The 21,716-nt window shown below is 51.2% G+C and carries 22 protein-coding genes and 1 pseudogene; 11 read left to right on the top strand and 12 right to left on the bottom strand.

What is annotated here, in order from left to right; genetic code table 11:
- Nucleotides 1–2: 2 nt before the first annotated feature.
- On the bottom strand, nt 3–617 hold the full coding sequence (locus NW212_RS04595; RefSeq protein ID WP_258337464.1) for a flavodoxin family protein: 615 nt from the start codon (nt 615–617) through the stop codon (nt 3–5).
- A 118-nt stretch (nt 618–735) separates the two neighbouring features.
- Between NW212_RS04595 and NW212_RS04590 the strand changes: the two are divergent.
- From NW212_RS04590 to NW212_RS04580, 3 genes and pseudogenes are all read left to right on the top strand, one after another.
- Nucleotides 736–927 (top strand): annotated as a pseudogene (locus tag NW212_RS04590) (biotin/lipoyl-binding protein); the annotation flags it as partial.
- A gap of 293 nt (nt 928–1,220) precedes the next feature.
- Nucleotides 1,221–1,763: an energy transducer TonB gene (locus NW212_RS04585; protein WP_258337463.1), complete on the top strand. Its 543-nt coding sequence runs from the start codon at nt 1,221–1,223 to the stop codon at nt 1,761–1,763.
- Between the two features lie 21 nt (nt 1,764–1,784).
- Nucleotides 1,785–2,135, top strand: a complete 351-nt coding sequence (locus tag NW212_RS04580) for an MGMT family protein (protein ID WP_258337462.1) — start codon at nt 1,785–1,787, stop codon at nt 2,133–2,135.
- Here NW212_RS04580 and NW212_RS04575 read toward each other — a convergent pair.
- The 3 genes from NW212_RS04575 to uxaC are packed head-to-tail and all read right to left on the bottom strand — an operon-like array spanning nt 2,106 to nt 4,573.
- On the bottom strand, nt 2,106–2,654 hold the full coding sequence (locus tag NW212_RS04575; RefSeq protein WP_258337461.1) for a hypothetical protein: 549 nt from the start codon (nt 2,652–2,654) through the stop codon (nt 2,106–2,108). The two genes, NW212_RS04580 and NW212_RS04575, sit on opposite strands and share 30 nt — an antisense overlap.
- Nucleotides 2,651–3,151 carry a GNAT family N-acetyltransferase gene (locus NW212_RS04570; RefSeq protein ID WP_258337460.1) on the bottom strand — a complete coding sequence of 167 codons (501 nt, stop codon included), beginning with the start codon at nt 3,149–3,151 and terminating at the stop codon, nt 2,651–2,653. Before NW212_RS04570 ends, NW212_RS04575 begins: the two co-directional genes overlap by 4 nt.
- An 18-nt stretch (nt 3,152–3,169) precedes the next feature.
- Nucleotides 3,170–4,573 carry a glucuronate isomerase gene (uxaC, locus tag NW212_RS04565; RefSeq protein ID WP_258337459.1) on the bottom strand — a complete coding sequence of 468 codons (1,404 nt, stop codon included), beginning with the start codon at nt 4,571–4,573 and terminating at the stop codon, nt 3,170–3,172.
- Nucleotides 4,574–4,769: 196 nt separating this feature from the next.
- Here uxaC and NW212_RS04560 point away from each other — a divergent pair, with 196 nt between their 5' ends.
- Complete coding sequence (locus NW212_RS04560) at nt 4,770–5,591, top strand: hypothetical protein (RefSeq protein WP_258337458.1); 822 nt, start codon at nt 4,770–4,772, stop codon at nt 5,589–5,591.
- Here the strand turns inward: NW212_RS04560 and NW212_RS04555 are convergent.
- From NW212_RS04555 to NW212_RS04545, 3 genes are all read right to left on the bottom strand, one after another.
- Nucleotides 5,578–5,988, bottom strand: coding sequence for a 2-amino-4-hydroxy-6-hydroxymethyldihydropteridine diphosphokinase (locus NW212_RS04555; RefSeq protein WP_258337457.1), 411 nt, complete (start codon nt 5,986–5,988; stop codon nt 5,578–5,580). The two genes, NW212_RS04560 and NW212_RS04555, sit on opposite strands and share 14 nt — an antisense overlap.
- 253 nt (nt 5,989–6,241) lie before the next feature.
- The gene (locus tag NW212_RS04550) at nt 6,242–7,204 is read right to left on the bottom strand and encodes a YitT family protein (RefSeq protein ID WP_258337456.1); all 963 of its coding nucleotides are present in this window, start codon (nt 7,202–7,204) and stop codon (nt 6,242–6,244) included.
- Between the two features lie 144 nt (nt 7,205–7,348).
- Complete coding sequence (locus tag NW212_RS04545; RefSeq protein ID WP_258337455.1) at nt 7,349–7,786, bottom strand: Hsp20/alpha crystallin family protein; 438 nt, start codon at nt 7,784–7,786, stop codon at nt 7,349–7,351.
- 330 nt (nt 7,787–8,116) lie between these two features.
- On the opposite strand from NW212_RS04545, the gene NW212_RS04540 reads away from it, so the two are divergent.
- Nucleotides 8,117–8,965, top strand: a complete 849-nt coding sequence (locus tag NW212_RS04540; RefSeq protein ID WP_258337454.1) for an MBL fold metallo-hydrolase — start codon at nt 8,117–8,119, stop codon at nt 8,963–8,965.
- Nucleotides 8,966–8,970: 5 nt separating this feature from the next.
- Here NW212_RS04540 and NW212_RS04535 read toward each other — a convergent pair whose 3' ends face one another.
- Nucleotides 8,971–9,657: a DUF2461 domain-containing protein gene (locus NW212_RS04535; RefSeq protein WP_258337453.1), complete on the bottom strand. Its 687-nt coding sequence runs from the start codon at nt 9,655–9,657 to the stop codon at nt 8,971–8,973.
- Nucleotides 9,658–9,804: 147 nt separating this feature from the next.
- Here NW212_RS04535 and NW212_RS04530 point away from each other — a divergent pair, with 147 nt between their 5' ends.
- Nucleotides 9,805–11,073 (top strand): peptidoglycan DD-metalloendopeptidase family protein, encoded by a 1,269-nt coding sequence (locus NW212_RS04530; protein WP_309148239.1) that lies wholly within the window; start codon nt 9,805–9,807, stop codon nt 11,071–11,073.
- A gap of 11 nt (nt 11,074–11,084) precedes the next feature.
- Here the strand turns inward: NW212_RS04530 and NW212_RS04525 are convergent, their stop codons facing one another.
- Complete coding sequence (locus NW212_RS04525) at nt 11,085–11,237, bottom strand: YqaE/Pmp3 family membrane protein (RefSeq protein WP_258337452.1); 153 nt, start codon at nt 11,235–11,237, stop codon at nt 11,085–11,087.
- A gap of 109 nt (nt 11,238–11,346) precedes the next feature.
- On the opposite strand from NW212_RS04525, the gene amrB reads away from it, so the two are divergent.
- Together amrB and amrS are read left to right on the top strand one after the other, a co-directional pair.
- A complete protein-coding gene (gene amrB / locus NW212_RS04520; protein WP_258337451.1) occupies nt 11,347–12,828 on the top strand; it encodes an AmmeMemoRadiSam system protein B in 1,482 nt (493 codons plus the stop codon).
- A complete protein-coding gene (amrS, locus tag NW212_RS04515) occupies nt 12,809–13,708 on the top strand; it encodes an AmmeMemoRadiSam system radical SAM enzyme (RefSeq protein WP_258337450.1) in 900 nt (299 codons plus the stop codon). Before amrB ends, amrS begins: the two co-directional genes overlap by 20 nt.
- 195 nt (nt 13,709–13,903) lie before the next feature.
- On the opposite strand, the gene NW212_RS04510 is transcribed toward amrS, so the two are convergent.
- Nucleotides 13,904–16,150, bottom strand: coding sequence for a glycoside hydrolase family 95-like protein (locus tag NW212_RS04510; protein WP_258337449.1), 2,247 nt, complete (start codon nt 16,148–16,150; stop codon nt 13,904–13,906).
- Nucleotides 16,151–16,188: 38 nt separating this feature from the next.
- On the bottom strand, nt 16,189–17,421 hold the full coding sequence (locus tag NW212_RS04505) for a GTP-binding protein (RefSeq protein ID WP_258337448.1): 1,233 nt from the start codon (nt 17,419–17,421) through the stop codon (nt 16,189–16,191).
- A gap of 452 nt (nt 17,422–17,873) precedes the next feature.
- Here NW212_RS04505 and NW212_RS04500 point away from each other — a divergent pair, with 452 nt between their 5' ends.
- Entirely contained in the window at nt 17,874–18,242 is a 369-nt protein-coding gene (locus NW212_RS04500; RefSeq protein ID WP_258337447.1) for a hypothetical protein, read from the top strand.
- Between the two features lie 76 nt (nt 18,243–18,318).
- Here NW212_RS04500 and uvrB read toward each other — a convergent pair whose 3' ends face one another.
- Nucleotides 18,319–20,349 (bottom strand): excinuclease ABC subunit UvrB, encoded by a 2,031-nt coding sequence (uvrB, locus tag NW212_RS04495; RefSeq protein WP_258337446.1) that lies wholly within the window; start codon nt 20,347–20,349, stop codon nt 18,319–18,321.
- A 155-nt stretch (nt 20,350–20,504) separates the two neighbouring features.
- Between uvrB and NW212_RS04490 the strand changes: the two genes are divergently transcribed.
- Nucleotides 20,505–21,353, top strand: coding sequence for an outer membrane protein assembly factor BamD (locus NW212_RS04490; protein WP_258337445.1), 849 nt, complete (start codon nt 20,505–20,507; stop codon nt 21,351–21,353).
- Between the two features lie 25 nt (nt 21,354–21,378).
- A complete protein-coding gene (locus tag NW212_RS04485; protein ID WP_258337444.1) occupies nt 21,379–21,714 on the top strand; it encodes a DNA-directed RNA polymerase subunit omega in 336 nt (111 codons plus the stop codon).
- The last annotated feature ends 2 nt before the right edge of the window (nt 21,715–21,716 follow it).

Genomic DNA, 21,716 nt, shown 5'->3' with positions numbered 1-21,716 from the left:
TGTCAGCGTATGAAGCTCGTCATGATGCCTTTTTCTTTTTCAGGCACCTGCTGTCCTCCGTTCTTCAGGCTTTTCAGCATCCATGCCATATTGTTTCCCAGCGTGCGCATGGTCTGCAATCCCTCGGCATCTTGCGAGGCTTCACCCGGCAGCCGTCCGTGTACGCTGTTCCAGTATTGTGAACTTACGACAGGCATGTTGCTGATTGTAAAATACTTGTTCAGTCGGTCGAACGTGGCGCTCGCTCCTCCGCGCCGGCATACGGCCACCGATGCCGCGGGTTTGTATTGCAGCAAAGACGATGCGGAATAAAACAGTCTGTCGAGCAGCGCACAGAGCGAGCCGTTCGGTCCGGCATAATAGACCGGCGAGCCGATTATGATGCCGTCTGCCGTTTCCAGCTTTTCCCTTACCTTATTATATAGTTCATCCTTGAACACGCATCTGCCCAGCTCCGCACAGCGGTTGCAGGCGATGCATCCCTGCACGGCCTTTGTGCCGATAGAGATCATTTCCGTTTCTATTCCGTTTGCTTGCAAGGCTTTCGCCGCTTCTGTCAGGGCGATGCAGGTGTTTCCCTTGCTCCGCGGACTTCCGTTAATCAATAATACTTTCATTCTTTTTTGCTGTTATAAAGTTTATAGAATCATGCCGATCTGTTTGTCGGCGGTGCAAAGATAAGGTAAAAAAGCTGCCGTGCGGTTGGCATAAGGCTCAAATAACATTGTTGAAAGGTATGTCAAGAAGGTTTGCTTCACCGAGCATCAGTATGTGCACCGCGGAGATACGCTGCTGGTGCTGGAAGATGCCGAATTCCGGATCCGGCTGGAAGAAGCGAACGCTGCGCTGCTTGACGCAAAGGGGGCAAAAGACGTGCTGCATTCGGGGATAGAGGCTTCGCGCAAGAATATAGCCATACAGGATGCCGCTGCCAGCCACGGAGGGTATGACGGTCCGCTCTTGCTGACAAATGCCGGCTTCTACGGCATCTTGCAGGATCAAGGCTTGCTGCTGGGCATAAAGATCCTGTTTGGCTACCTGTTGCTGGCTGCCGTTCTGCTGGCTGTTCTTTCGGCCATGATACCGTTTCATAAGACTGTGAAAGTTCCTGTGGTAAAGGCTGGTGCGGATATGGCATGACAGAAAGCCTGTCCGATGGTTGGAAAAACGGATTCTTTTGCTTACATTTGGACGTATCAATTTCATCAACCTTGAAGGACATGAAAACGATGGATCCGTTGAAAATCATATCTGTCTTGCTGGTGCTCGCGGCGGGAAGCGGAGTGGGGGCTTGCCGGAAACAGCACCGGCCGGCAGCGGGCGCGGACGCATCTGTGCTTCGGCAGGATGTGACCCGGAACGACACTGTTACCGTTTCCGATTTGCCGGGCAGCAGTGTGGAGCGTCGTCCCTCTCCTTGCGAAGAGATTTACGAACTCGTGGAGGAAATGCCGGCTTTTCCCGGAGGACAGGAAGAGCTGAGAAGGTACATTTCCGGCCATCTGTGTTATCCCGGACCGGAGGCTGGGAAGGAGATTGAAGGAAAAGCTGTAGTCCGTCTGGCTGTAATGTCGGACGGCAGTGTAGGCGAAGTGCGCATCGCCCGTTCGCTGGATCCGTATCTGGACAAGGAAGCGGTGCGTGTGGTTTCGGAAATGCCCCGTTGGATTCCCGGCCGGCACGAAGGAAAAGCCGTGAATGTGTGGGTGGTGCTTCCGGTAGAATTTGCGCGGGACGCTTCCGGCGGACTGCGTCTGAAATGAAAAGCAGTGTGAGGATTGATTATGGCTGGTAACGAACGTTCCGATTTCAGGAAAGACGTGTATGATGTGGTTGCGTCCATTCCATGCGGGAAAGTGCTGACATACGGGCAGGTAGCATGGCTTTCCGGAAGGCCCGGCTGCCCGCGGCTGGTAGGAAGGCTGTTGTCTGAAGCTGCGGACAGTCTGCATCTTCCCTGCCATCGTGTGGTGAACAGTCAGGGCAGAACAGCGCCTCATTGGCCGGAACAGGCCGGTTTGCTGAGAGGAGAGGGGGTTGTGTTCCGGAAAAACGGCTGTGTGGACATGAAAGTCTGCAACTGGAATCTTTCCGGTGCAGAGGAGTTAGCGGGCTTTGATCAGGCCGCTGATTGACTTCAGCGTGTTTCTTCGTGCCGTTTTCATTCCCGCGGACAGTGATTCCGGTTCGAGCATCTCCAATGTTGTCCGGAGTTCGGAAAGCAGTTCGGGAGAGAATTTGCATTGTTCGCAGGCCAGCTTTACGGAAAGGCATCTGACGGCTGTCGGTTCATCCGATGCCACGATGCATCTCAGGCAGAAGTCGAAGAAGTCTGTCCGGAAACCGTTTTCCGTAAACGGCTGGCGCAACAGCAGGCCGAGCAGCAGGCGGCGTTTCGTGCCGCTTGGCGTGCGCATTGCTTCGTCGATCAGTTCATTGTGCCTGGGGTAAAGCCATTGGTTGCTGTGGAGGTCGAAGTGTGCGAATACCCATGCCGCATTCTCCGCTATCCGTTTGTCTTCATCGAAGAGCAGGGTATAAAGGGCGGACTTCACGGGTTCATCCTCTATGCCCTGCGCATAAAAAGTGATTTCATGAATGTCGTCTTCGTGAAGTCTGCCCGACAGCCGTTTCCGGAGAGTAGTGTAATTCATTTCTGCAATTTTTTTGTCATTACGAAGTTAGTCAGTTCAAGCCGGTTCGCACGGGCTCTCTGTTGTTTCCTTACCGTGTAGCCCTGCCGCTCGAAAAACGGGCGTGCCGTGATGCTGACTTCTGAAATGATTTCGCCAGCTCCCCGGCCGCCTGCATAAGATTCCATTTCCGAGAGAAGGGCGGAGGCGATGCCTTTCCGCTGCCAGTCCTTGTGGATGAACATGGAGTGCAGATAGCCTTCGCCGTTGACGGATGCGAAGCCCACGATCTGCTTGCCGGCGTTCAGCGCAACAAGAAAGTGGAAGCGCGACAGCAGGTCTTCCCAATGCGCCGTGCTGTCGCCGCATGAAGCCCAGTCCTTCACTTCTTCCGGCGTATAGTCTTTTGCGTTGACAGTGAGGACGGTATCCTGAAAAAGCCGGCGAAGCTCACGAATGTCTGCAACGGTTGCCGGCCTCAGGAAGCAATGGATCTTGTTCTTGCATTTCTCGGACATCTCTCGGAACGTTACGTTTCAGAACTGGAAGAATTTCTTTGCGTTATAGTAGCTGATGTCTTCTGTCATCTGCCGTACGCGTGCCATCTCGCAGAACGGAATTTCTCCGTTTTCCACGTCGTTTCCGAGCAGGTTGCACAATGTGCGGCGGAAATATTCATGGCGCGGATAGGAAAGGAACGACCGCGAGTCGGTGAGCATGCCCACAAAGCGGCTCAGCAGTCCGAGGAGCGAAAGGGCATTCATCTGTTTTTCCATGCCGTTCTTCTGGTCGAGGAACCACCAGCCGGAACCGAACTGTATCTTTCCGGGTACCGATCCGTCCTGGAAGTTGCCTATCATTGTGGCAATCATTTCGTTGGCGCATGGATTGAGGTTATACAGGATTGTCTTTGTCAGTTTCCCTTCCGTATTCAGCCGGTCGAGGTATTTGGACAGGGACTTTGCCGTTGAAAACTCGCCGATCGAGTCAAAGCCGGTGTCCGGACCGATCAGCCTGAACATCTTGGTGTTGTTGTTTCGGATGGCTCCGTAGTGGAACTGCTGGGTCCATCCTGTTTCCCAGTCCATTTCGGCAAAGGCAACCAGCATGGCCGACTTGAACTTCAGCATTTCGCCGCGGGTCAGCTCTGTCCCTCCGTATACTTTGTCGAAGATGGCTTTGATCTCCGCTTCGGTATAGTCTTCTGCATAGAATTCTTCTACGCCGTGGTCAGAGAGCTTGCATCCTTGTTCGGCAAAGAATGCGTGCCGTTTGCGCAATGCGTCGATCATGTCGCCGAACGTTGAAATCCGGATGCCGCTGGCTTCGGACAGTTTCTCCATGTAGGCTCTGAACTCGGACGGCACCTCCACTGCCATGGCCTTGTCCGGACGCCAGGTAGGCAGCATCTTTATTTCAAATCCGCTCTTGCGGGTGGCTATGTGGTATTCGAGCGAGTCGGCAGGGTCATCGGTCGTGCACACGGTTTCTACGCGGTAACGCCTCATCAGATTCCGTGCGGAAAATTCGGGTGTCGCCAGTTTGGCGTTGCATTCGTCAAATATTTCGCGCGCTGTATCCGGATTCAGGGTCTTGGTGATTCCGAAAGCCGTTTTCAGTTCCAGGTGCGTCCAGTGATAAAGCGGATTCCGCAGCGTATAAGGAACGGTTTCCGCCCATTTCTCAAACTTTTCCCAGTCGGAAGCGTCCCCCGTGCAGTAGCGTTCTTCTACGCCGTTGCTTCTCATGGCCCGCCATTTATAGTGGTCGCCTCCAAGCCAGAGTTCGGTGATTGACTTGAACTGATAGTCTTCGGCCACCATCTTCGGGTCCAGGTGGCAGTGGTAGTCGATGATCGGCAGTTTGGCGGCATGGTTGTGATACAGATCCTGAGCAGTTTCAGTTTGCAGCAGGAAATTCTCGTCCATAAACTTTTTCATGATTGTTGTGTTTTTATCGTAGGTAGTAAATTCGTTTTTTCCGTTATCGGACACGAATGTATGAATTTTATTTTTAAATGCAAAATGTTTTGCTGCTGCAATGCCTGTGCTTTTGCAGTCCATGGGGAATATCGATTGGCGGATTGTTTGCTTTTGCGGATTTTTTTTCTTATCTTGGCGAAAAGGAGGAGAGCAGATGGGATGGAATGATGAACTATATCGTTTGGCCCCGGAAATTGCCGGCAAGCAATTGGAGCGGATCGGCACATTCAATCGGGGAAGGACGTGTGACAACGGGGTATACCTGATCAGTCTGGCTACAAAATACCGCCCTTATTATGCTTTGTGGCGGAAGTTTGCGCAGCGTGAAGTTCCGGTCTTTGTCCGCACGCTGGGAGTTGTGTTTGACCAGTCGGTCGACCGTGCGTTTGCCTTGCTGCAAAACTGCAATGTGGGGCTTGACATAGCTTCCGGTTCCGATCTTGAAGCTTTTTATGCCGAATCAGACACTGTCATTCCGTTCGGAAAATACAAAGGCAAGCATCTTTCTGAGATTTCTTACATTGACCCGTCGTATGTGTACTGGCTTGCAAACAAGTTTGTGGCAAGCAGCAAGAAATATGACCGTCTGAAGGAGCTGGCCGGTTTTCTTGTCATCGTCCATTTCGAGTTTACGGTCCACAAGCCCCGCATCTCTTCGGTAAGCAAATTTGTCAGAAATGTCGGCGACAGGCTGAAAGACCTGGAACTGACTGTGCTTAACGTGCGCCTTCAGGTGGATACCTATAAGCCGGACTTCTTTGTAGACCAGAACGTGCTGGCGGCCGACCGTGACGGCAACCGCTTCACGTTTCTGATAAAAGCCGCCGCCGGAAGCCTGACTCCCAATGCCCTCAGTTGCCGGAGCCGGAAAGTGAACAGGTACGAAGTGCTGCGGGTGAAATCGGCTAAGGTGCTGGCGCATTATGAATCGCACGGGGTGCGCTATACGCGGCTGGGATATGTCAGGATCTATTGATCCGGTCTTTACGTTTGTCAGGGAAGGCTTCCATAGCCTTTCGCACGTAGTCTTTGCTCAGATCCGCGGGTTTCAGCACCCGGTTGTCATACTTGAGCAGGTCGATGTCTAACGGGACAAGCCCTTTGTCCTTGTCTTCGGGAGTGCGTCCGTTTTCCCTTTCTATCTCCTTGCAGATCCGGGCAACCTCGTTTGCTTCCAGGGTTGTCCTGAAGCAGGCAATCCGGTTGAGGTAGCTTGGCGTCTTCGACTGGTCCCCTTCGGGCAAAGTGTTTACGGCCTTTCCCCACCGGATGTCGGGAAACAGAAATCCCAGCGCCGTTTCCGCCTGTTTCAGATGGAGTTCGGCATTGGAGTTGGATCCCAGACACAGAAGGCAATGATGGGCTTTATTCATAAATCTGCTTGTTCTTCGTTTACGGCGGACGCAAATATATGCTTTTCTTCAGACATACGGAAATGAAAGTGCCGCAATTGGACAGGTTGAAAAATGATTCGTCATCTTGATCAAAAGACCGCGGTCTTTTACCTGAAATTACCCGTTATCTTGATCAAAATTACCCGTTATCTTAAATTGCTGATTGCATCATTCTTTAAGGCCAGTTTGACAAATTTATCGGGAATACCGCATGCCGCCCAATCCGGCTTTTTTATTCGGGAGTGATTTCGTTGGGCGAGGGAAGCTGTTTCCAGCCCTCTCCGAAAGTGTCGTAAGCGTCTGTGACCACGACGAAGGCCCGCGGATCGGCCTGCTTGATCTTCAGTTTCACGCCCGCCACTTCCTTGTAGCTGACAACAAGAAAAAGCATTTCTTTGTCTGCTCCTGAATACAGTCCGCTGCTTTTGATGTATGTTGCCGTGCGGTCGAGGTCTTTCAGGATATAGTCATGCAGTTCAGTCATTTTTTTGTCGCTGATGACAAAAATCAGCTTGTCGTTCTTTGATCCGTTTATGACGTATGCAATGACACGGGATATGATATAGATGGCAATCAACGAATAGAAGGACAGATGCCATGAAGGTTGCGAAGAGCCGTCTGCGCTGCCGATTCCGAATCCGATGACAAGCAGTCCGAAGCACACAACCGTTCCGTCAACAAACAGAATCGCGTGCGAAAACCGGATGTGGCAGTATTTCTGAAGAAACATTCCCACGATGTCGCTTCCGCCGGTGGTTGCCTGATTGCGTATGACGATTCCGGTTCCAATTCCTATCAGTACGGAACCGATGATGCAGGTAAGCATCAGATGCTCGGACAAGTCCATACTTCCTCCCAGCAGCTGTGCCGGATCGAGCGCCTGCAATGCTTCTTTGCTGGGGTATGCGAGTCTGGAAATCAGGTTCATGAGCAGGGGAGTGGTCAGTGCGGCCGCAATCGTTCTTCCTCCCAGCTTTGCGCCGAGAAAAATGACGGACAGTATGAGCAGGGGAATGTCGAACATGTATCCGAAAGTACCCACCTGGATTGACGGGAAAAGGTTGTGCAGCACGATGCTTGCGCCATATACTCCTCCCGGCACGATGTTGTAAGGGTTGATAAAGAAGACAAAGCCGGCGGCCAGTATGGTACAGCCCGCCAGTATCTGAATCCACGAAAATACTGTCTGTTTCATAAACTCCATTTTTATGCAGCAAATATACAAAACTATTTCCGAATAATGAAATAAAGCGGGCGGATTGATTTGGACATAAAAAAGGGGATGCGCCCTTTTCGCTTTCGGATTGCGGCACATCCCCTCTATTCCGATGAGAATCGATTAGTGGATTTCAATCACACGGTTGACTTTGGCTTTTTCTTCGGGAGTACGTTTCGGAAGATCAATGGTCAACACACCGTCGCTGACATTTGCGTTGATGTTTTCTTTCTCCACATCGTCCGGAATAACCAGCCTCTGTTCGAACTTTGAGTATGAGAACTCGCGGCGCAGATACTTCTTGTTTTCCTTGTCCTCTTCTTTCGACTCATTCTTCTTTTCCATTGAAATGACCAGTTCGTTGTCTTCACTCAAATGGATGTTGAAATCGTCTTTTGTCATACCCGGAGCAGCTACTTCAACCTTGTAGTCTTTGTCGCTTTCGATGACATTGATTGCAGGAGCTGTAGCGTTGGCTCTTACCATCCAGTCGTTATCAAAGAAATCATTAAAGATACTCGGTAACCAGTTCTGACTGTAATTTTTTCTAGTCGGCATCATAGTTGTAATCTCCTATTTTTAATTGTTATACATTCAATTTGTTTTTTAATCCCTCTGCCTTTCGGCTTCGGAATTCACCCATTAAATTGCAAAGACTGTGCCTTTTGACATAATGTCACTTTCCAGGCCAGGGCATTTCACATTTCGGATAATTCTTTAAACAAATTGTCGGCCTATTTAATTCTGTGCAAACTTTATTAGCCAAATTCATGGAGGGAAGCGTTTGTCAAAATGTCGTTTATAGTGTCGTTATGTCAGAAAAGTGTTGCTTGAATCACAAGAAAAAGGTATATTTGCAGGGAAAGAACATTTATATAACAGGTATAAGATATGAAAAAGTCAATGATTCTGTTGGCCGGTGCAGTCATGATACTGGCTTCGGCCTGTGGTGGATCAGCCAAGAAGCAGGCGGCAGACGAGGCCGACTCCATTACAGCCACGGTATATATGGGAGTAAAGACAATCCGGCTGGACAGTGTAAAAGCTACCTGGATCCGCGACAACAGCCACGATAAGCTGATGCCCGTAGGGTTGTTTGACCAAAATGCATCGCAGCTTGCCGATTCCTTGGGGCTGAAAGACGGCATTCCTTCGTCGGTCAGTACGTTTTTGGTAGAAACAGACGGAAAGCGGATTCTTTTCGATACGGGGGTGGGGGCTTCAGACAGCCAGCTTCAGACCGGACTGAAGGCCTTGGAAGTTGCTCCGGACGAGGTGGAATACCTGTATCTCACTCATTTTCACGGCGACCATATCGGCGGTATGATGAAAGGTGACACCGTGGTGTTTGCGAAAGCGCAAGTATATGCCTCAAAAGCGGAATATGACGCATGGATGAAAATGGATGCGGAGAAGAAAGCGCAGGTGGTGAAAACGATGGAAGCGTATAAGGACAGGCTCCATCTGTTCGAGTTCGGGGATGAACTTCCGGGACATGTCATGGCTATCAAGGCTGCCGGGCACACGCCGGGACATACGGCGTATCAGATCGGCAAGCTGCTGGTTGTTGGAGATTTGATGCATGGAGCTGCGTTGCAGACGGTGAATCCTGATATCTGCGCTTCCTACGATATGGACAAGCAGGAGGCCGTAGCCACTCGCCGGATTCTGCTTGACTATGCAAGGAAGAACGGACTCACGATGGCCGGCATGCATCTGCCCATGCCGGCGTTCAGATAATGAGGTCAGCGTGCCGCCGCTTCTTCGTTCGCGAAACTGATGGCGCGGTTCAGATAAGCGATGAAAGGCTTTGTCGTGCGGAACGCATCAATGGTGCGTTCCAGCAGATTCCCTTTCAGCATGAAATCCTTCCCCGGCTCGTAGACCAGGCAATAGGTGCGGTACATCAGGTAAGGAGAGAAAGGTGCGTCTTTGGGGAATCCGTTGGGCACTCTTTTCAGCATGTCGGAATTGTCGAGGCTGAACAGGGGAGCCTGTCGGAGCGTCTTTTCAAACTCTCCATTATCGTTGCAGATGTCTTCGCGGAGAATCCGGAGCGCTTTGGGGTCGAAACAGTAATCCCCTGAGGCAAGCATGTTTCCGCCCGGATAACCCGCTTCGTGCGGACCGATCTGAAAATAATAGCCCGAGAATCCGGATTTTTTCCCTCCCGGGCAGATGAATGCACCCATGTGGCACTTGTATGGCCGCTTGTCGGGAGAGAAACGGGTGTCGCGGTAGATGCGGTAGGTGCATTCCTTGGCGGTCAGTCCGCTGACAGACTCATCGAATCCGGCTATGCCGGCAATCAGCTTCTCAGTGAATCCGTTGAACTTTTCCTGCGCCGCAAGATAGTCGCTTTTGTGTTCGTGAAACCATTCCCGGTTGTTGTTTTTCTCCAGCCGGGATAAAAACTCAATTATTTCTTTCATCTTGTTTCTTTTTTGAGATACCGGGGCGGGTGGACGGCCGTTTCCCGATATGCGGTTTTTCTTCTGCAAAAATAACGTTTTATCGGATGGGATATTCTCTCTCGGATAAAAAATGTATATTTGTCAGGAAATAACAAACTGGAATATATGATGAAGTTCGGAAAGAAATGGCGGATCGTTTCCGCAGCAGTTATAGGCGTTATCGCCCTGGGGTTTATTTTCTGGCCGAAGCCGAAAGCCGGCGACGAGCCTGATGAAGTGGAGGTGACCGATTCGGCGGAAGTTGAACAGCTGGTGCTGGAATATGGAATACCGGTGGACCGTTACAAGGTGGATTACGGAATCGTGGAGCGCAACCAGAACCTTTCGTCCATCTTGTCTAACCACGGGCTGACATCGAGGAATATCCATGATCTGAATGAGAAGGCAAAAGACGTGTTTGACGTGCGGAAGATACGCGACGGACAGGCTTATGCGGTTTTCAAGACCAAGGACAGCATCCCGCAGACCATGTTTTTCGTTTATGAGGAAACTCCGAAGTCATACGTAGTGTTTGATCTGCGGGGAGGTTACCGGGTGTATAGGGGAGAGAACCCGGTGGAATGGAAGCAGAAGGAAATCAGAGGAAAGGTAGAGTCTTCACTGTGGCTTGCCATGGAGAAGTGTGACGCCTCGCCGTTGCTGGCACTTGTGCTTTCCAATATCTACGGATGGTCCATCGACTTTTTCAGCCTTCAGAAAGAAGATGAGTTCAGGGTGGTTTACGAGCAGGAGTGTGTAGACGGCAAGGAGCTTGACAATTTTCATGTGCTTGCCGCTTCTTTCCGCCATTCGGACAGCACATATTATGCCATCCCTTTCACTCAGGACGGAGAGGAACTGTACTATGGCGTGACAGGGAACAGTCTGGAGGGGGCGTTTCTGAAAGCTCCGCTCGACTTCTACCGCATTACGTCGAGGTTCTCCAACAGCCGCTTCCATCCGGTGCTCCGCCGTTACCGCGCGCACCACGGAGTGGACTATGCGGCGCCCAAAGGGACTCCGGTCTATGCGATCGGCAACGGAAAAGTCATAGCCAAAGCCTATCAGCCGAACGGCGCGGGAAACTACCTGAAAATTCGCCACAACAGTGTGTACGTCACAACCTACATGCATCTGTCGCGCTTTGCGAAAGGCATCAAGGTGGGATCGGCCGTAAAGCAGAAGGAAGTGATCGGCTATGTCGGATCGACGGGACTTTCAACGGGGCCGCATCTTGACTTCCGCGTGTTTGAGAACGGAAAGCCCATCAACCCGCTTCTCATCAAGTCGCAGCCCAAAAAGCCGGTCAAGCCTGAGCTGATGCCTCAGTTCGTGTCGCTGCGCGATTCATTGGTAAGGCGGTTGGAGGCCATGGCCGATTCCGTGGCCGGATAATGCCTGCCGGATTACGACTTGTTGAGTATCACCAAGGCTGCGATGACTCCTGGTATCCATCCGAAAAGCGTGAGAATGAACACGATAAGTATGGAGCCGCAGCCTTTGTCGAATACGGCCAAAGGCGGAAAAATAATCGAGAGAATCACTCTGAAAACTGACATAATCTAATTAATTTGGGGTTAATGGTTTCAAAGGTAGATTTTTTTTGTGAACCAGCAAATTTTTTGTCAGATGAATCGGATTTTGAAGTTTTTATCTGTTATATGCATTATGACTGCACATGTTATTCCTTCATTTTCGCAGGCGGGCGGCGAAATACGCCGGCCTGCGGTGGCGGGACGCTTCTATCCCGCTGATCCTGATACGCTGAGGTCAGAGGTGAACCGTTATCTGTCGGAGGCCGGAACGGACAGTATATCAAGCGTCCGGGCCATTATTGTTCCCCATGCCGGCTATGTATTTTCTGGCGCTACGGCTTCGAAGGCTTATGCCTGCATTGCTCCGTCTGCGCATTACCGCCGCGTGTTTCTGCTGGGTCCCAGCCACCGGGCAGCGTTCGACGGAGCCTCTGTCAACGGTGTCAGTCCGGCTTATGCGACTCCGCTCGGAGAGGTCAAGGTCGATCAGGAAACATGTGAAAGGCTGGCGCATTCGGACGATGTGTTCTGCTATTTGCCTCAGGCGCATCAGAAAGAACATTGCCTGGAGGTGCAGCTGCCTTTTCTCCAGCAAAGGCTTCAGAGCGTTCCGCCTATTGTGCCTGTCATTGTGGGAACACAGCGGATTGAAAAACTGGAACGTGTGGCTCAAGCTTTGCTGCCTTATTTTACATCCGAGAACCTGTTTGTCATCAGCAGCGACTTTTCTCACTATCCTCCTTATGCGGATGCCTGCAAGGCGGACAAGGCAACGGGAGATGCCATTCTTTCAGCATCGGTGGAAAAATTCATGCGTGCCATTGCCAGCAACTCGTCGCACGGTTATCAGAACCTGCTGACCAGTGCCTGCGGACAGGCTCCCATAGCCGTACTGTTGCTGATGATGCAGCAAACTCCCGGTCTGCAAATGAAGCATCTGGGCTACTGCAATTCGGGCGATTCGCCTTACGGCGGACGTGACGAGGTGGTAGGCTACCATGCGTTTGCCGTGTCGGAGGGCGGCGGCGGAAAAGCCTTCAGGCATGTCAGTGATACGTTTTCGCTGCGTGCTGCGGAGAAGGCCGAACTGCTGCGGATAGCCCGCAAGAGCATTGAGAATGAACTGGAAGGGAAGATGGAGCTGCCGTATGATTCTGCACGTCTGACAGACACGCTGAAGATGAACTGCGGTGCATTTGTCACCCTTCACCTGAACGGAAAGCTGCGCGGATGCATCGGTATGCTGGCGGGCAGGCGTCCGCTTTATCTCACCGTATCGGACATGGCGCGGGCGGCGGCTTTCGAAGATGCCCGCTTCAGGCCTGTGACGCTTGAAGAGATGAAGGATGTGCGCATCGACATTTCTGTGCTTTCTCCGCTGAGAAAGATTCATTCCGTTGAGGAGTTTGAACAGGGAAAGCATGGCATCTTCATGGTGAAGGATGCGCGCAGCGGCACCTTCCTGCCGCAGGTGGCCGAAGAAACGCATTGGACGAAGGAGGAGTTTCTGGGGCATTGCGCGCGCGACAAGGCGGGCATCGGATGGAACGGCTGGCGAAGTGCCGAACTTTATGTATACGAAGCGGAGGTCTTTGATGAAGGCGAGGTTGAATGAGCAGCAGATACCCTGTCGTGAAGCGGAGTATTATGAGCGGTGCGCTGACGGAACGGCCGTGTGCCGTCTTTGCCCGCACAACTGCCGCTTGAAGGAAGGTGCCCGCGGGCATTGCAGAAGCAGGATGAACCGTGAGGGCAGACTGTGGACCGACGCATACGGCAAGGTTTGTGCCGTGCAGGTCGATCCGGTGGAGAAGAAGCCGCTGCTCCACTTTCATCCCGGCGAGGACTGCCTTTCGCTTGCCGCGGCAGGCTGCAACCTGTCGTGCAGGAACTGCCAGAACTGGCGTATCTCGCAGGCGGCTCCGGACGAACTGGACTTCCGCTGTCTGGCACCGGACGATGTGGTTGCTTTGGCGGAGAAAGCCTCCTGCCGGCTTGTGGCCTATACATATACAGAACCGCTTACATACCTTGAGTATACCCGCGACTGTGCCCGCGCCTGCAGCGAAGCCGGGCTGCAGAACATTCTGGTCACGGCAGGCTATGTAAACGAAGCGCCGCTGAAGGATCTGCTGCCGTATGTGAGCGCAGCGAATGTCGACTTGAAATCTTTTTCTGACAATCTGTACAAATCGGTCTGCGGCGCTTCGCTCGCACCCGTCCTCCGTTCGCTGGAACTGATGAAGGAGGCAGGGGTGTGGATTGAGATAACCAACCTGCTGATTCCGGGCGTGAACGATGACATGGAAATGATACGGCGCATGTGCCGTTGGCTTGCGGCTCATGGCTTTGGAGAGAATCCGCTGCATTTTACCCGTTTCTTTCCGCAATACCGCATGAGCGAACTGTACCCGACTCCCGTCCGGACGCTGGTCCGGGCGCGTGAGGTGGCGGCTGAATGCGGAATCCGCCATGTTTATCTGGGAAATGTGTAGCGGCACGAAAATCCGGAAATGCGGGCGCAGCGGGCAGAGCTGTGGAATAAAAAACGGTATCTCCAGGCTGGAGATGTAAATCTTCAGACTGGAGATACATGTCTTTAGCCTAAAGATCTATATGTTCAGCCTAAAGACAGACTTCTTTGCGTTTTCAAGCAAGTTGTCAGACCAGTTCCGTTCTATGCGCATCTGCTATTGCTCCGGAAGCGGCCAGTCCATCAGCCGCGGCAGTCCTTTTCCTTTTTTCACTCCATAATAGTTCCATGCTCCGGAGTCCGGAAGCCCGTACGTCTTTCCGGTGTCAGCTTTGTCCGTTCCGGCAAGAATGATGTCGCCTCCTTCAGGAATGTCAAAAACGTAATACCCCTTGCCTTCGGAAGTCATCTTCACTTTGTTTTGCTGCAATTGGAATACGCTGCTCCATTCAGGCAGACTGATCCGGCACGGCTGTCCGGCATCGCTGTGTATGCGGACCCATTCCGTACTGCCGTTCTTGCGTGAGGCTGACACAACGAAGCCGCCTTCCGCACGCAGTTCGTAGAAAGAGCAGTCTTTCCAGTCCTGCGGAATGGCCGGGAAGATGCGCAAGGTTTCTCCCCATCCCTGAAGCAGCATTTCGGTGACGGCCGTAGCTGCACTGAGGGGTGTTTCTATGACAGGGTTTCTTCCGCCGCTTTCCACATACATTGTGTTGGGAAGCAGCAGCGCCAGTCCGATCCGCTCGTTGAGGAAATGCCGCAATTGGGCATATGCCTTTTCGCCGTTTCCCTGATAGGCATAAAGAGATGCCGCTCCGGTATATGAATAGCCGGCGAGCGCTTTGCCGTTTTCGATGTTCAGCCAATGGTCGATCGACTTTTCGAGCAGCGCGTTCACCTCCGGGCGGGTGGTGTCTTGCAGCCTTAGCGGATAAAAAGAAAGGAGGTGCGAATAGTGGCGGTGCGACTTTGCCAGCGGCTTGTCAGAAGCGATCATTAAGCCGTTTTCGTCTGCGGGGGCAGGGTGCAGCTTTGCGAGGATCTCTTTCCATCCGGCATATTGCTCAGGCTTTACTCCTGTCCGTTCGCTCAGGCCAGTCATGGTCAGAAGCAGCCAGCGCAAGGCTGCCAGGTTATAGTTGCTGTTGTTGTAGGTCTTGAAACCTTCATACTCGGGCGACTCCATGTCGAGAAGGTGATAGACGCCGTTGCGCTCCTGCAGGTGGGGCATGTACATGGCAAGGATCGCTTCCGCTTTAGGTATGAACTTGCTCCTGATTTCCTCCCATGAGCTGCCGGAGTAGCGCATGTAGGAGTAGTAGGTGTGGAGTGCCCACGCGAAGTCGCCCACCTTGGCCGGCCCTCTTGTCCGCATGATGTCAATCAGTGCTTCGTCAGCCAGCTTCTGGTAGTTCGCCCCCTGCTCCAGGCGGTTGGTCGCATGGGTAGCCATGTAGGTAAGCTGCACATTCAGGTTCCACCAGATTCCCGGCCACTGGCTGGTTTTGTAGAATGTGCCGAATGTATCCATTACAGGTCCGTCGGGATGCGAGCAGGTAGCCAGTTTGTAGAGCTGCAGGTGGTAGAAGTTCTCCATCTTTTTGTCCGGGATGCAGATCATGCCTGTTTCGTAGTAAGCGTTCCACCATCCGTGCATTTTTTCGCGCAGCGATGCCGTGCCCTGCGCGATGGCCCTGCCGACTTCTGTCTTGGCCTTGGGCAGCGATATTCCCGATTCCGGCACCTCGTTCATGGTTGCCACATAAAGTGTTGTCCCGTCCTTTCCGGCCGTTTCTTTCCAGTAGGTCGCATAGTCACCCCCTGCAAGAAGCGGGTGTACGCTCCAGCCTTCGTGCTTGCGGGCTACGCATTGCGGCGTCGGGTTGTCGGCATAGTTCAGCTTCTCCTTCTGGTCGGGGAATACGATGATGCGGGGCGAACGGGGACTTCCCGGGAACTGTTTCCATGAATAGGGCACAGACGTTTTCACTTCAACCACATTCAGTTCGTGCGCATAAGGAGTGAATGCCCGGAAAGAGATATCGCCTTTGTCCGTGTGCAGCAAGCCTGTCAGTTCGGCATTGTAGATGTCCAGTTCCATGGTGCCCGACAGTATCCGGGCTTCCGGGAAGAGTTTCATCTTTCCAATGTCCATCCGGCAAAAGTCGGTAAGTACAGAGGCGCCCATTACTCCCATCGACGTTTTCCGTCCGGGCGCTTTCCGGTGGTCGGTTACGTCCGGACGGCTTAGCCAGAGGGTCAGCGAATTGTCTGTGGAGTCTGCATAGACCATCATGCCTATACGCCCGTTTCCCAAGAAGGCTCCTTCATTCCATTGCATGGGCAGCTGTTCCCATTTCATGGATTGGGTGCTCATGTAGTCTTTCAAGCTCCGGGTTTCTTCCGGGCAGGCCTGATTTGCGGCGAAAAGCAGGGCAAAAAGTATCAGCAGGTTTTTCATGGCATTTGATATTCTTGTTGTTTGACTTGGTTCTGCAATCACTCCAGGCAAGCGTCCAGTTCGCGGGTCAGCTCTTCTTTGTCGAGGTGCTGTCCGATGAATACCAGCTTGATCATCCGGTCGCCGTATTTTTCGTCCCAGTCGCGCATCAGTCCCGGTTCTTGCTGCATCAGCCGGATCAGGTCTTCTTCCGGAGCTGTCGCATACCACAGTCCCGCTTCCTTCAACTGTTTTTGCGTCCCGGCCTGTTCAAACAGGTACGACATGTCGCGGTTGTGGCTGAAATAGCATACCCCTTTCGTGCGGATTACATTTTTCGGCCATTTGGTTGCGATGAAATGGTCGAGCTTGTGGATGTCGAATGCCGGACGGCGGTAATAGACAAAGGTTCCGATCCCGTATTCTTCCACTTCGCCTCCTTCCGCATGGTGGTGGTGATGGCCGTGGCCGTCTTCTTCCTCATCGTGTCCGTGGTGATGATGCTCTTCTTCGTGCCGGTGCCCGGGATGTTTTGCCTCATTCTCTTCCTCTTCGGTTGCCTGGCGTTCGATTTCGCGTATCCATCCGGCTGATGTGGCCACCCTTTCAAAGTTGAAGAGGTTTGTGCTGATGATCCGGTTCAGGTCGACATCCGCATAATTGCACTCGATGATTTCAGCGGCAGGCTGCAGCCTCCGGATAATTTGCCTGATGCGCTCCAGTTCTTCGGCCTTCACTTCCGCTGCTTTATTGAGCAGGATGATGTTGCAGAATTCGATTTGCTGGATGATCAGGTTTTCGATGTCCTCTTCGTCGATATGTTTACGGGTAAGATCGTTTCCGCATGCAAATTCACTTTGCATCCGCAGTGCATCGACAACCGTCACGATGCAGTCGAGCCGGCAGATGCCGTACTTGGTGTAGGCCCCTCCCAGGCGCGGAATGGAACAAATGGTCTGCGCTATCGGTTCCGGCTCGCAGATTCCGCTGGCTTCAATCACAATGTAGTCGAAGCGTTCCATTTTCATCAGTTCAAAGACCTGTTCGATCAGGTCGGCCTTCAGCGTGCAGCAGATGCATCCGTTTTGCAGCGCCACCAGGCTGTCGTCTTTCTTGTTGACGATTCCTCCCTTTTGAATCAGGTCGGCATCGATGTTCACTTCGCCGATATCATTGACAATGACTGCGAATTTGATGCCGCGTTTGTTTGCGAGGATATGGTTGACTAACGTTGTTTTTCCGCTGCCCAGATAACCGGTCAGAAGCAGTATGGGAATCTCTTTTGCTTTCATATTATACCTTATTTATATATTAGGAAAAAATTCTTTTTGTTCTTCGGGACACAAAAATACAGTTTATTTCATTATAATGGTCAGTGAATGCTGTTACTTGCTCTAAAAAACGGAAGAAAGGTGAGTCCCTGACTAAAAAAGGCGGCGGCTCCTTTCATCTCCGAAAGAATGTAGCCGCCGGTCCTGCATGATGTAACAAATAGATAAGGAAACAACATATATGGCTGTTTCGTATTACAAAAATATTAAGAAATTGTTCATTTGGATAGCTGTTTTTTGATATATATCAATAAATGACACCGGTATCGCGAGTTTTTTTCTGCTTTTGCTTTTATGTTGTTCAACATATTCTTATCTTTGTATCGGTAAAAAGATAAAGCTCGAGCTAGATTAGATTTAAGATTGTTTTTTAGGTAAAAAGTTTTTAGGTAACAAGTAAAATTTTAGGTATTATGAGAAAATCAGGTTTAACATTGGTTGCCGCTTTGGCATTTTCCGTATCAGTATTCGCTGATGGTGTAAAGGACAGCAACAACGCTTCTGCGTGGGACGGTTCGATCAACAAGTCCAAGCTGACCCAGTATCTGAAGCTGAACGGCACTCAGAACGAAAAGGTAGCAGACATCTGCGACTTCTTTAAGGCTGAGATGTCCCTTGCAAACAGAGCGAAGGAAGGGAAGAATGAAAAAGTCCGTAACGCAGTTTATGGAAATCTGAAGCTGATGAAGGAAACGTTGGATGAAAAGCAGTATTCAAACTACCTTCGTCTGATGGCGATGACCTTGCGCAACAAAGGTATTGACGTGAATGTAGACAAATAATTGGTCCTCCAAGGGCTTCTGATAAATGAAGGCTTTCCTGTGCGTTTCCTTTCTGGGAACACAGGAAAGCCTTTTTTCATTTCTTTTCTTTGAGCATATCTTCCAGCCGGAGCAGCTCGTCGCGGTATTGTGCCGCCTCGATGAAATCGAGCTTTTTCGCTGCTTCCTGCATCAGCTTGCGCGTGCGGTTGATGCTCTTTTCCAGTTGCTCTTTCGACATGTATTCTACAATCGGGTCGGCAGCGGCATAAAGAACGGGCGTTTCCGTGTAAGCTTTCGGCTGTTTCTTTTCCGTTTCCGCCTGTTTGCCGTTTATCTCCAGCAGCGCATTGTCGCGCGAGCGAACAATCTGTTTCGGAGTTATCCCGTGCGCTTCGTTGTAAGCGAGCTGCTTCTCGCGGCGGCGGTTCGTTTCGTCAATCGTCTGCTGCATGCTTTCTGTGATGTGGTCGGCATACATGATAACCTTTCCGTTCACGTTTCGGGCGGCACGTCCTGCCGTCTGTGTCAGCGACCGGTGTGAGCGAAGGAAGCCTTCCTTGTCGGCATCCAGAATAGCAACGAGCGAAACCTCCGGCAAGTCAAGCCCTTCACGCAGCAGGTTTACGCCTACAAGCACATCATATACTCCCTGCCTCAGGTCGTCCATGATCTGTATTCTTTCCAGCGTATCCACGTCGCTGTGAATGTAAGTGCATCTGATGCCGCTGTTCAGCAGATATTCTGTCAGCTCTTCCGCCATCCGTTTGGTGAGCGTGGTCACCAGCACGCGCTCGTTCACCTCCACGCGCTGCTGTATCTCTTCCATCAGATCGTCGATCTGGTTCAGGCTCGGTTTGACTTCAATAATCGGATCGAGCAGACCGGTGGGACGTATTACCTGTTCCACCACAATTCCCTCGCTTTGCTGCAATTCATAGTCTGCCGGAGTCGCGCTGACGTAAATTACCTGTCTGGCCATTTCCTGGAACTCCTCGAACGTGAGCGGACGGTTGTCCATAGCCGCAGGAAGGCGGAATCCATACTGTACGAGGTTGACCTTGCGCGCACGGTCTCCACCGTACATGGCCCTGATCTGCGGCACGCTTACATGGCTTTCGTCAATCACGATCAGGAAGTCTTCCGGAAAGAAGTCGAGCAGGCAGTAGGGGCGGGTGCCCGGAGCCCGGCCGTCAAAATACCGTGAATAGTTCTCGATTCCCGAACAGTGTCCCAGCTCGCGGAGCATTTCCATGTCGTATGTCACGCGTTCGTACAGGCGTTTTGCCTCCAGCGTTTTGCCCATTTCCTCAAAATAGGCTACCTGTTTGGTCAGATCGTCTTCTATCTCGTGGATTGCCCGCAGCGTGCTTTCTTTGGTGGTCATGAAAAGATTGGCGGGATAGATCTTGTACTCTTCAAAGCTTCCTGTCCTGTGTCCGGATACGGGATCAATCTCTTCGATGCCGTCGATTTCGTCGTCCCAGAACATCACTCTCAGTATGCTGTCGGTGTAGGCGAGGAAGATATCCACCGTATCGCCCTTTACCCTGAAGTTTCCGCGGTTCAGTTCGATGTCGTTGCGCACGTAAAGGCTTTCAACCAGCTTTCTCAGAAAAACGTTGCGGTCCAGAAGCTTGCCTTTTTTGATTTCAATGACATTGTTATAGAAATCGGCCGGATTTCCCATGCCGTAGATGCATGAAACGGACGAAACGACAATCACATCCTTCCGTCCGGACAGCAGCGAAGAAGTGGCCGCCAGGCGCAGCTTGTCTATTTCATCGTTTATGGCGAGGTCTTTTTCGATGTAGGTGTCGGTTGAGGGAATATACGCTTCGGGCTGGTAGTAGTCGTAGTACGAAACATAATATTCCACCGCATTGTGCGGGAAAAACTTCTTGAACTCACCGTACAGCTGGGCCGCCAGTGTCTTGTTGTGGCTCAGTATCAGTGTCGGCTTGTTGATGTTCTTTATAACATTCGCTATGGTGAAAGTCTTTCCCGAGCCGGTCACGCCGAGCAGTGTCTGGGCCGGTACATGATTCAGTATTCCCTCTGTCAGTTGGGCGATGGCTTCCGGCTGGTCACCGGTGGGCTGGTAATCGGAAATGAGTTCGAAGTTCATAATGTTATCCTCTGATTGATTGGGCAGTAAAATTACACATAAATTCCTTTGAAATTCCGCCTGTACGGAAAAATAATTTAAAAAAACATACATCAGTTGTATTATTCAGCGGAAAAGACTACTTTTGCACGACTATCTCAACTATGCAGACTGTTATGAAAAAATATATGATGTTGGGCCTCCTTTCCGCAGGGTTGTTGAGTTCCTGCGGAGAGTATAACAAAGTGCTGAAAAGCACTGACTACGAGTATAAGTACGAAGCCGCAAAGAGCTATTTCGCTAAAGGCCAGAACTCGCGCGCGGCAACAATTCTGGAAGAACTGATCTCTATCCTGAAAGGAACGGTGAATGGCGAAGAGTCACTTTATATGCTGGCAATGACCTATTACAACCAAGGAGATTTCGTGACGGCCTCTCATTATTTCAATACGTATTACACGACTTATCCCCGCGGAACCTATACGGAACTGGCGCGCTTCTTCTGCGGCAAGGCACTGTATCTTGACACTCCGGAGCCTCGCCTTGACCAGTCGAGCACCTATAAAGCCATAAACGAACTGCAAATGTTTATGGAGTACTTTCCGGCAAGTTCCCGCAAGCAGCTGGCCCAGGATATGATTTTTGAACTTCAGGACAAACTGGTGGAAAAGGAATTCCTGTCTGCCAAGCTGTATTATGATCTGGGATCGTATTCGGGCAACGCTTCTTACAGCAGCACGGGAAACAATTACCTGGCTGCCATCGTGACTGCGCAGAATGTGCTCAACGACTATCCCTATACCAAACTGCGTGAAGAACTGATGATGCTGATCTTGCGCGCACGTTATTATATGGCGAAGGAGAGTGTGATTGAAAAGAAGGAAGAGCGTATGCGTGAGGCGGTAGACGAGTATTATGCTTTCATCAATGAGTTTCCGGAGAGCAAATATCTGAAGGAGGCGGAAAGCATTCACAAGGATGCCAGCAAGTACGTGACCGGGGAAAGTGACATATATGCAGAATAACAACTATATTTAACTGAAATAAATTATGGATTACAAAAAGACAAATGCTCCTACTAACACAGTGACTCGTAACCTGATGGAACTCTGTGAAGATACAGGCAATATTTATGAAACTGTAGCCATCATCGGAAAGCGTGCTAACCAGATTGCTGCGGAGATGAAGAATGATCTCTCCAAGAAGCTTCAGGAATTTGCTTCATACAACGACAATCTGGAGGAGGTGTTTGAAAACAGGGAACAGATCGAAATTTCACGCTATTACGAGAAACTTCCGAAGCCGACGCTTATCGCTACACAAGAGTATATAGAAGGTAAGGTTTACTACAGAAACCCGGCAAAGGAAAAGGAAAAATTGCAGTAATC

The sequence above is a fragment of the Bacteroides sp. ET225 genome, assembly GCF_024733745.1.
Classification (GTDB): Bacteria; Bacteroidota; Bacteroidia; order Bacteroidales; family Bacteroidaceae; genus Phocaeicola; species Phocaeicola excrementipullorum.
The sequence above is the reverse complement of the archived record's forward strand: the minus strand, read 5'-3'. Positions and strand labels throughout refer to the sequence as shown.

What these genes read in the sequence shown, in the direction of transcription:
- NW212_RS04595 (WP_258337464.1), bottom strand. Translation starts at nt 617, where the DNA reads ATGAAAGTATTATTGATTAACGGAAGTCCGCGGAGCAAGGGAAACACC.
- NW212_RS04585 (WP_258337463.1), top strand. Translation starts at nt 1,221, where the DNA reads ATGAAAACGATGGATCCGTTGAAAATCATATCTGTCTTGCTGGTGCTC.
- NW212_RS04580 (WP_258337462.1), top strand. Translation starts at nt 1,785, where the DNA reads ATGGCTGGTAACGAACGTTCCGATTTCAGGAAAGACGTGTATGATGTG.
- NW212_RS04575 (WP_258337461.1), bottom strand. Translation starts at nt 2,654, where the DNA reads ATGAATTACACTACTCTCCGGAAACGGCTGTCGGGCAGACTTCACGAA.
- NW212_RS04570 (WP_258337460.1), bottom strand. Translation starts at nt 3,151, where the DNA reads ATGTCCGAGAAATGCAAGAACAAGATCCATTGCTTCCTGAGGCCGGCA.
- uxaC (WP_258337459.1), bottom strand. Translation starts at nt 4,573, where the DNA reads ATGAAAAAGTTTATGGACGAGAATTTCCTGCTGCAAACTGAAACTGCT.
- NW212_RS04560 (WP_258337458.1), top strand. Translation starts at nt 4,770, where the DNA reads ATGGGATGGAATGATGAACTATATCGTTTGGCCCCGGAAATTGCCGGC.
- NW212_RS04555 (WP_258337457.1), bottom strand. Translation starts at nt 5,988, where the DNA reads ATGAATAAAGCCCATCATTGCCTTCTGTGTCTGGGATCCAACTCCAAT.
- NW212_RS04550 (WP_258337456.1), bottom strand. Translation starts at nt 7,204, where the DNA reads ATGAAACAGACAGTATTTTCGTGGATTCAGATACTGGCGGGCTGTACC.
- NW212_RS04545 (WP_258337455.1), bottom strand. Translation starts at nt 7,786, where the DNA reads ATGATGCCGACTAGAAAAAATTACAGTCAGAACTGGTTACCGAGTATC.
- NW212_RS04540 (WP_258337454.1), top strand. Translation starts at nt 8,117, where the DNA reads ATGAAAAAGTCAATGATTCTGTTGGCCGGTGCAGTCATGATACTGGCT.
- NW212_RS04535 (WP_258337453.1), bottom strand. Translation starts at nt 9,657, where the DNA reads ATGAAAGAAATAATTGAGTTTTTATCCCGGCTGGAGAAAAACAACAAC.
- NW212_RS04530 (WP_309148239.1), top strand. Translation starts at nt 9,805, where the DNA reads ATGATGAAGTTCGGAAAGAAATGGCGGATCGTTTCCGCAGCAGTTATA.
- NW212_RS04525 (WP_258337452.1), bottom strand. Translation starts at nt 11,237, where the DNA reads ATGTCAGTTTTCAGAGTGATTCTCTCGATTATTTTTCCGCCTTTGGCC.
- amrB (WP_258337451.1), top strand. Translation starts at nt 11,347, where the DNA reads ATGACTGCACATGTTATTCCTTCATTTTCGCAGGCGGGCGGCGAAATA.
- amrS (WP_258337450.1), top strand. Translation starts at nt 12,809, where the DNA reads ATGAAGGCGAGGTTGAATGAGCAGCAGATACCCTGTCGTGAAGCGGAG.
- NW212_RS04510 (WP_258337449.1), bottom strand. Translation starts at nt 16,150, where the DNA reads ATGAAAAACCTGCTGATACTTTTTGCCCTGCTTTTCGCCGCAAATCAG.
- NW212_RS04505 (WP_258337448.1), bottom strand. Translation starts at nt 17,421, where the DNA reads ATGAAAGCAAAAGAGATTCCCATACTGCTTCTGACCGGTTATCTGGGC.
- NW212_RS04500 (WP_258337447.1), top strand. Translation starts at nt 17,874, where the DNA reads ATGAGAAAATCAGGTTTAACATTGGTTGCCGCTTTGGCATTTTCCGTA.
- uvrB (WP_258337446.1), bottom strand. Translation starts at nt 20,349, where the DNA reads ATGAACTTCGAACTCATTTCCGATTACCAGCCCACCGGTGACCAGCCG.
- NW212_RS04490 (WP_258337445.1), top strand. Translation starts at nt 20,505, where the DNA reads ATGAAAAAATATATGATGTTGGGCCTCCTTTCCGCAGGGTTGTTGAGT.
- NW212_RS04485 (WP_258337444.1), top strand. Translation starts at nt 21,379, where the DNA reads ATGGATTACAAAAAGACAAATGCTCCTACTAACACAGTGACTCGTAAC.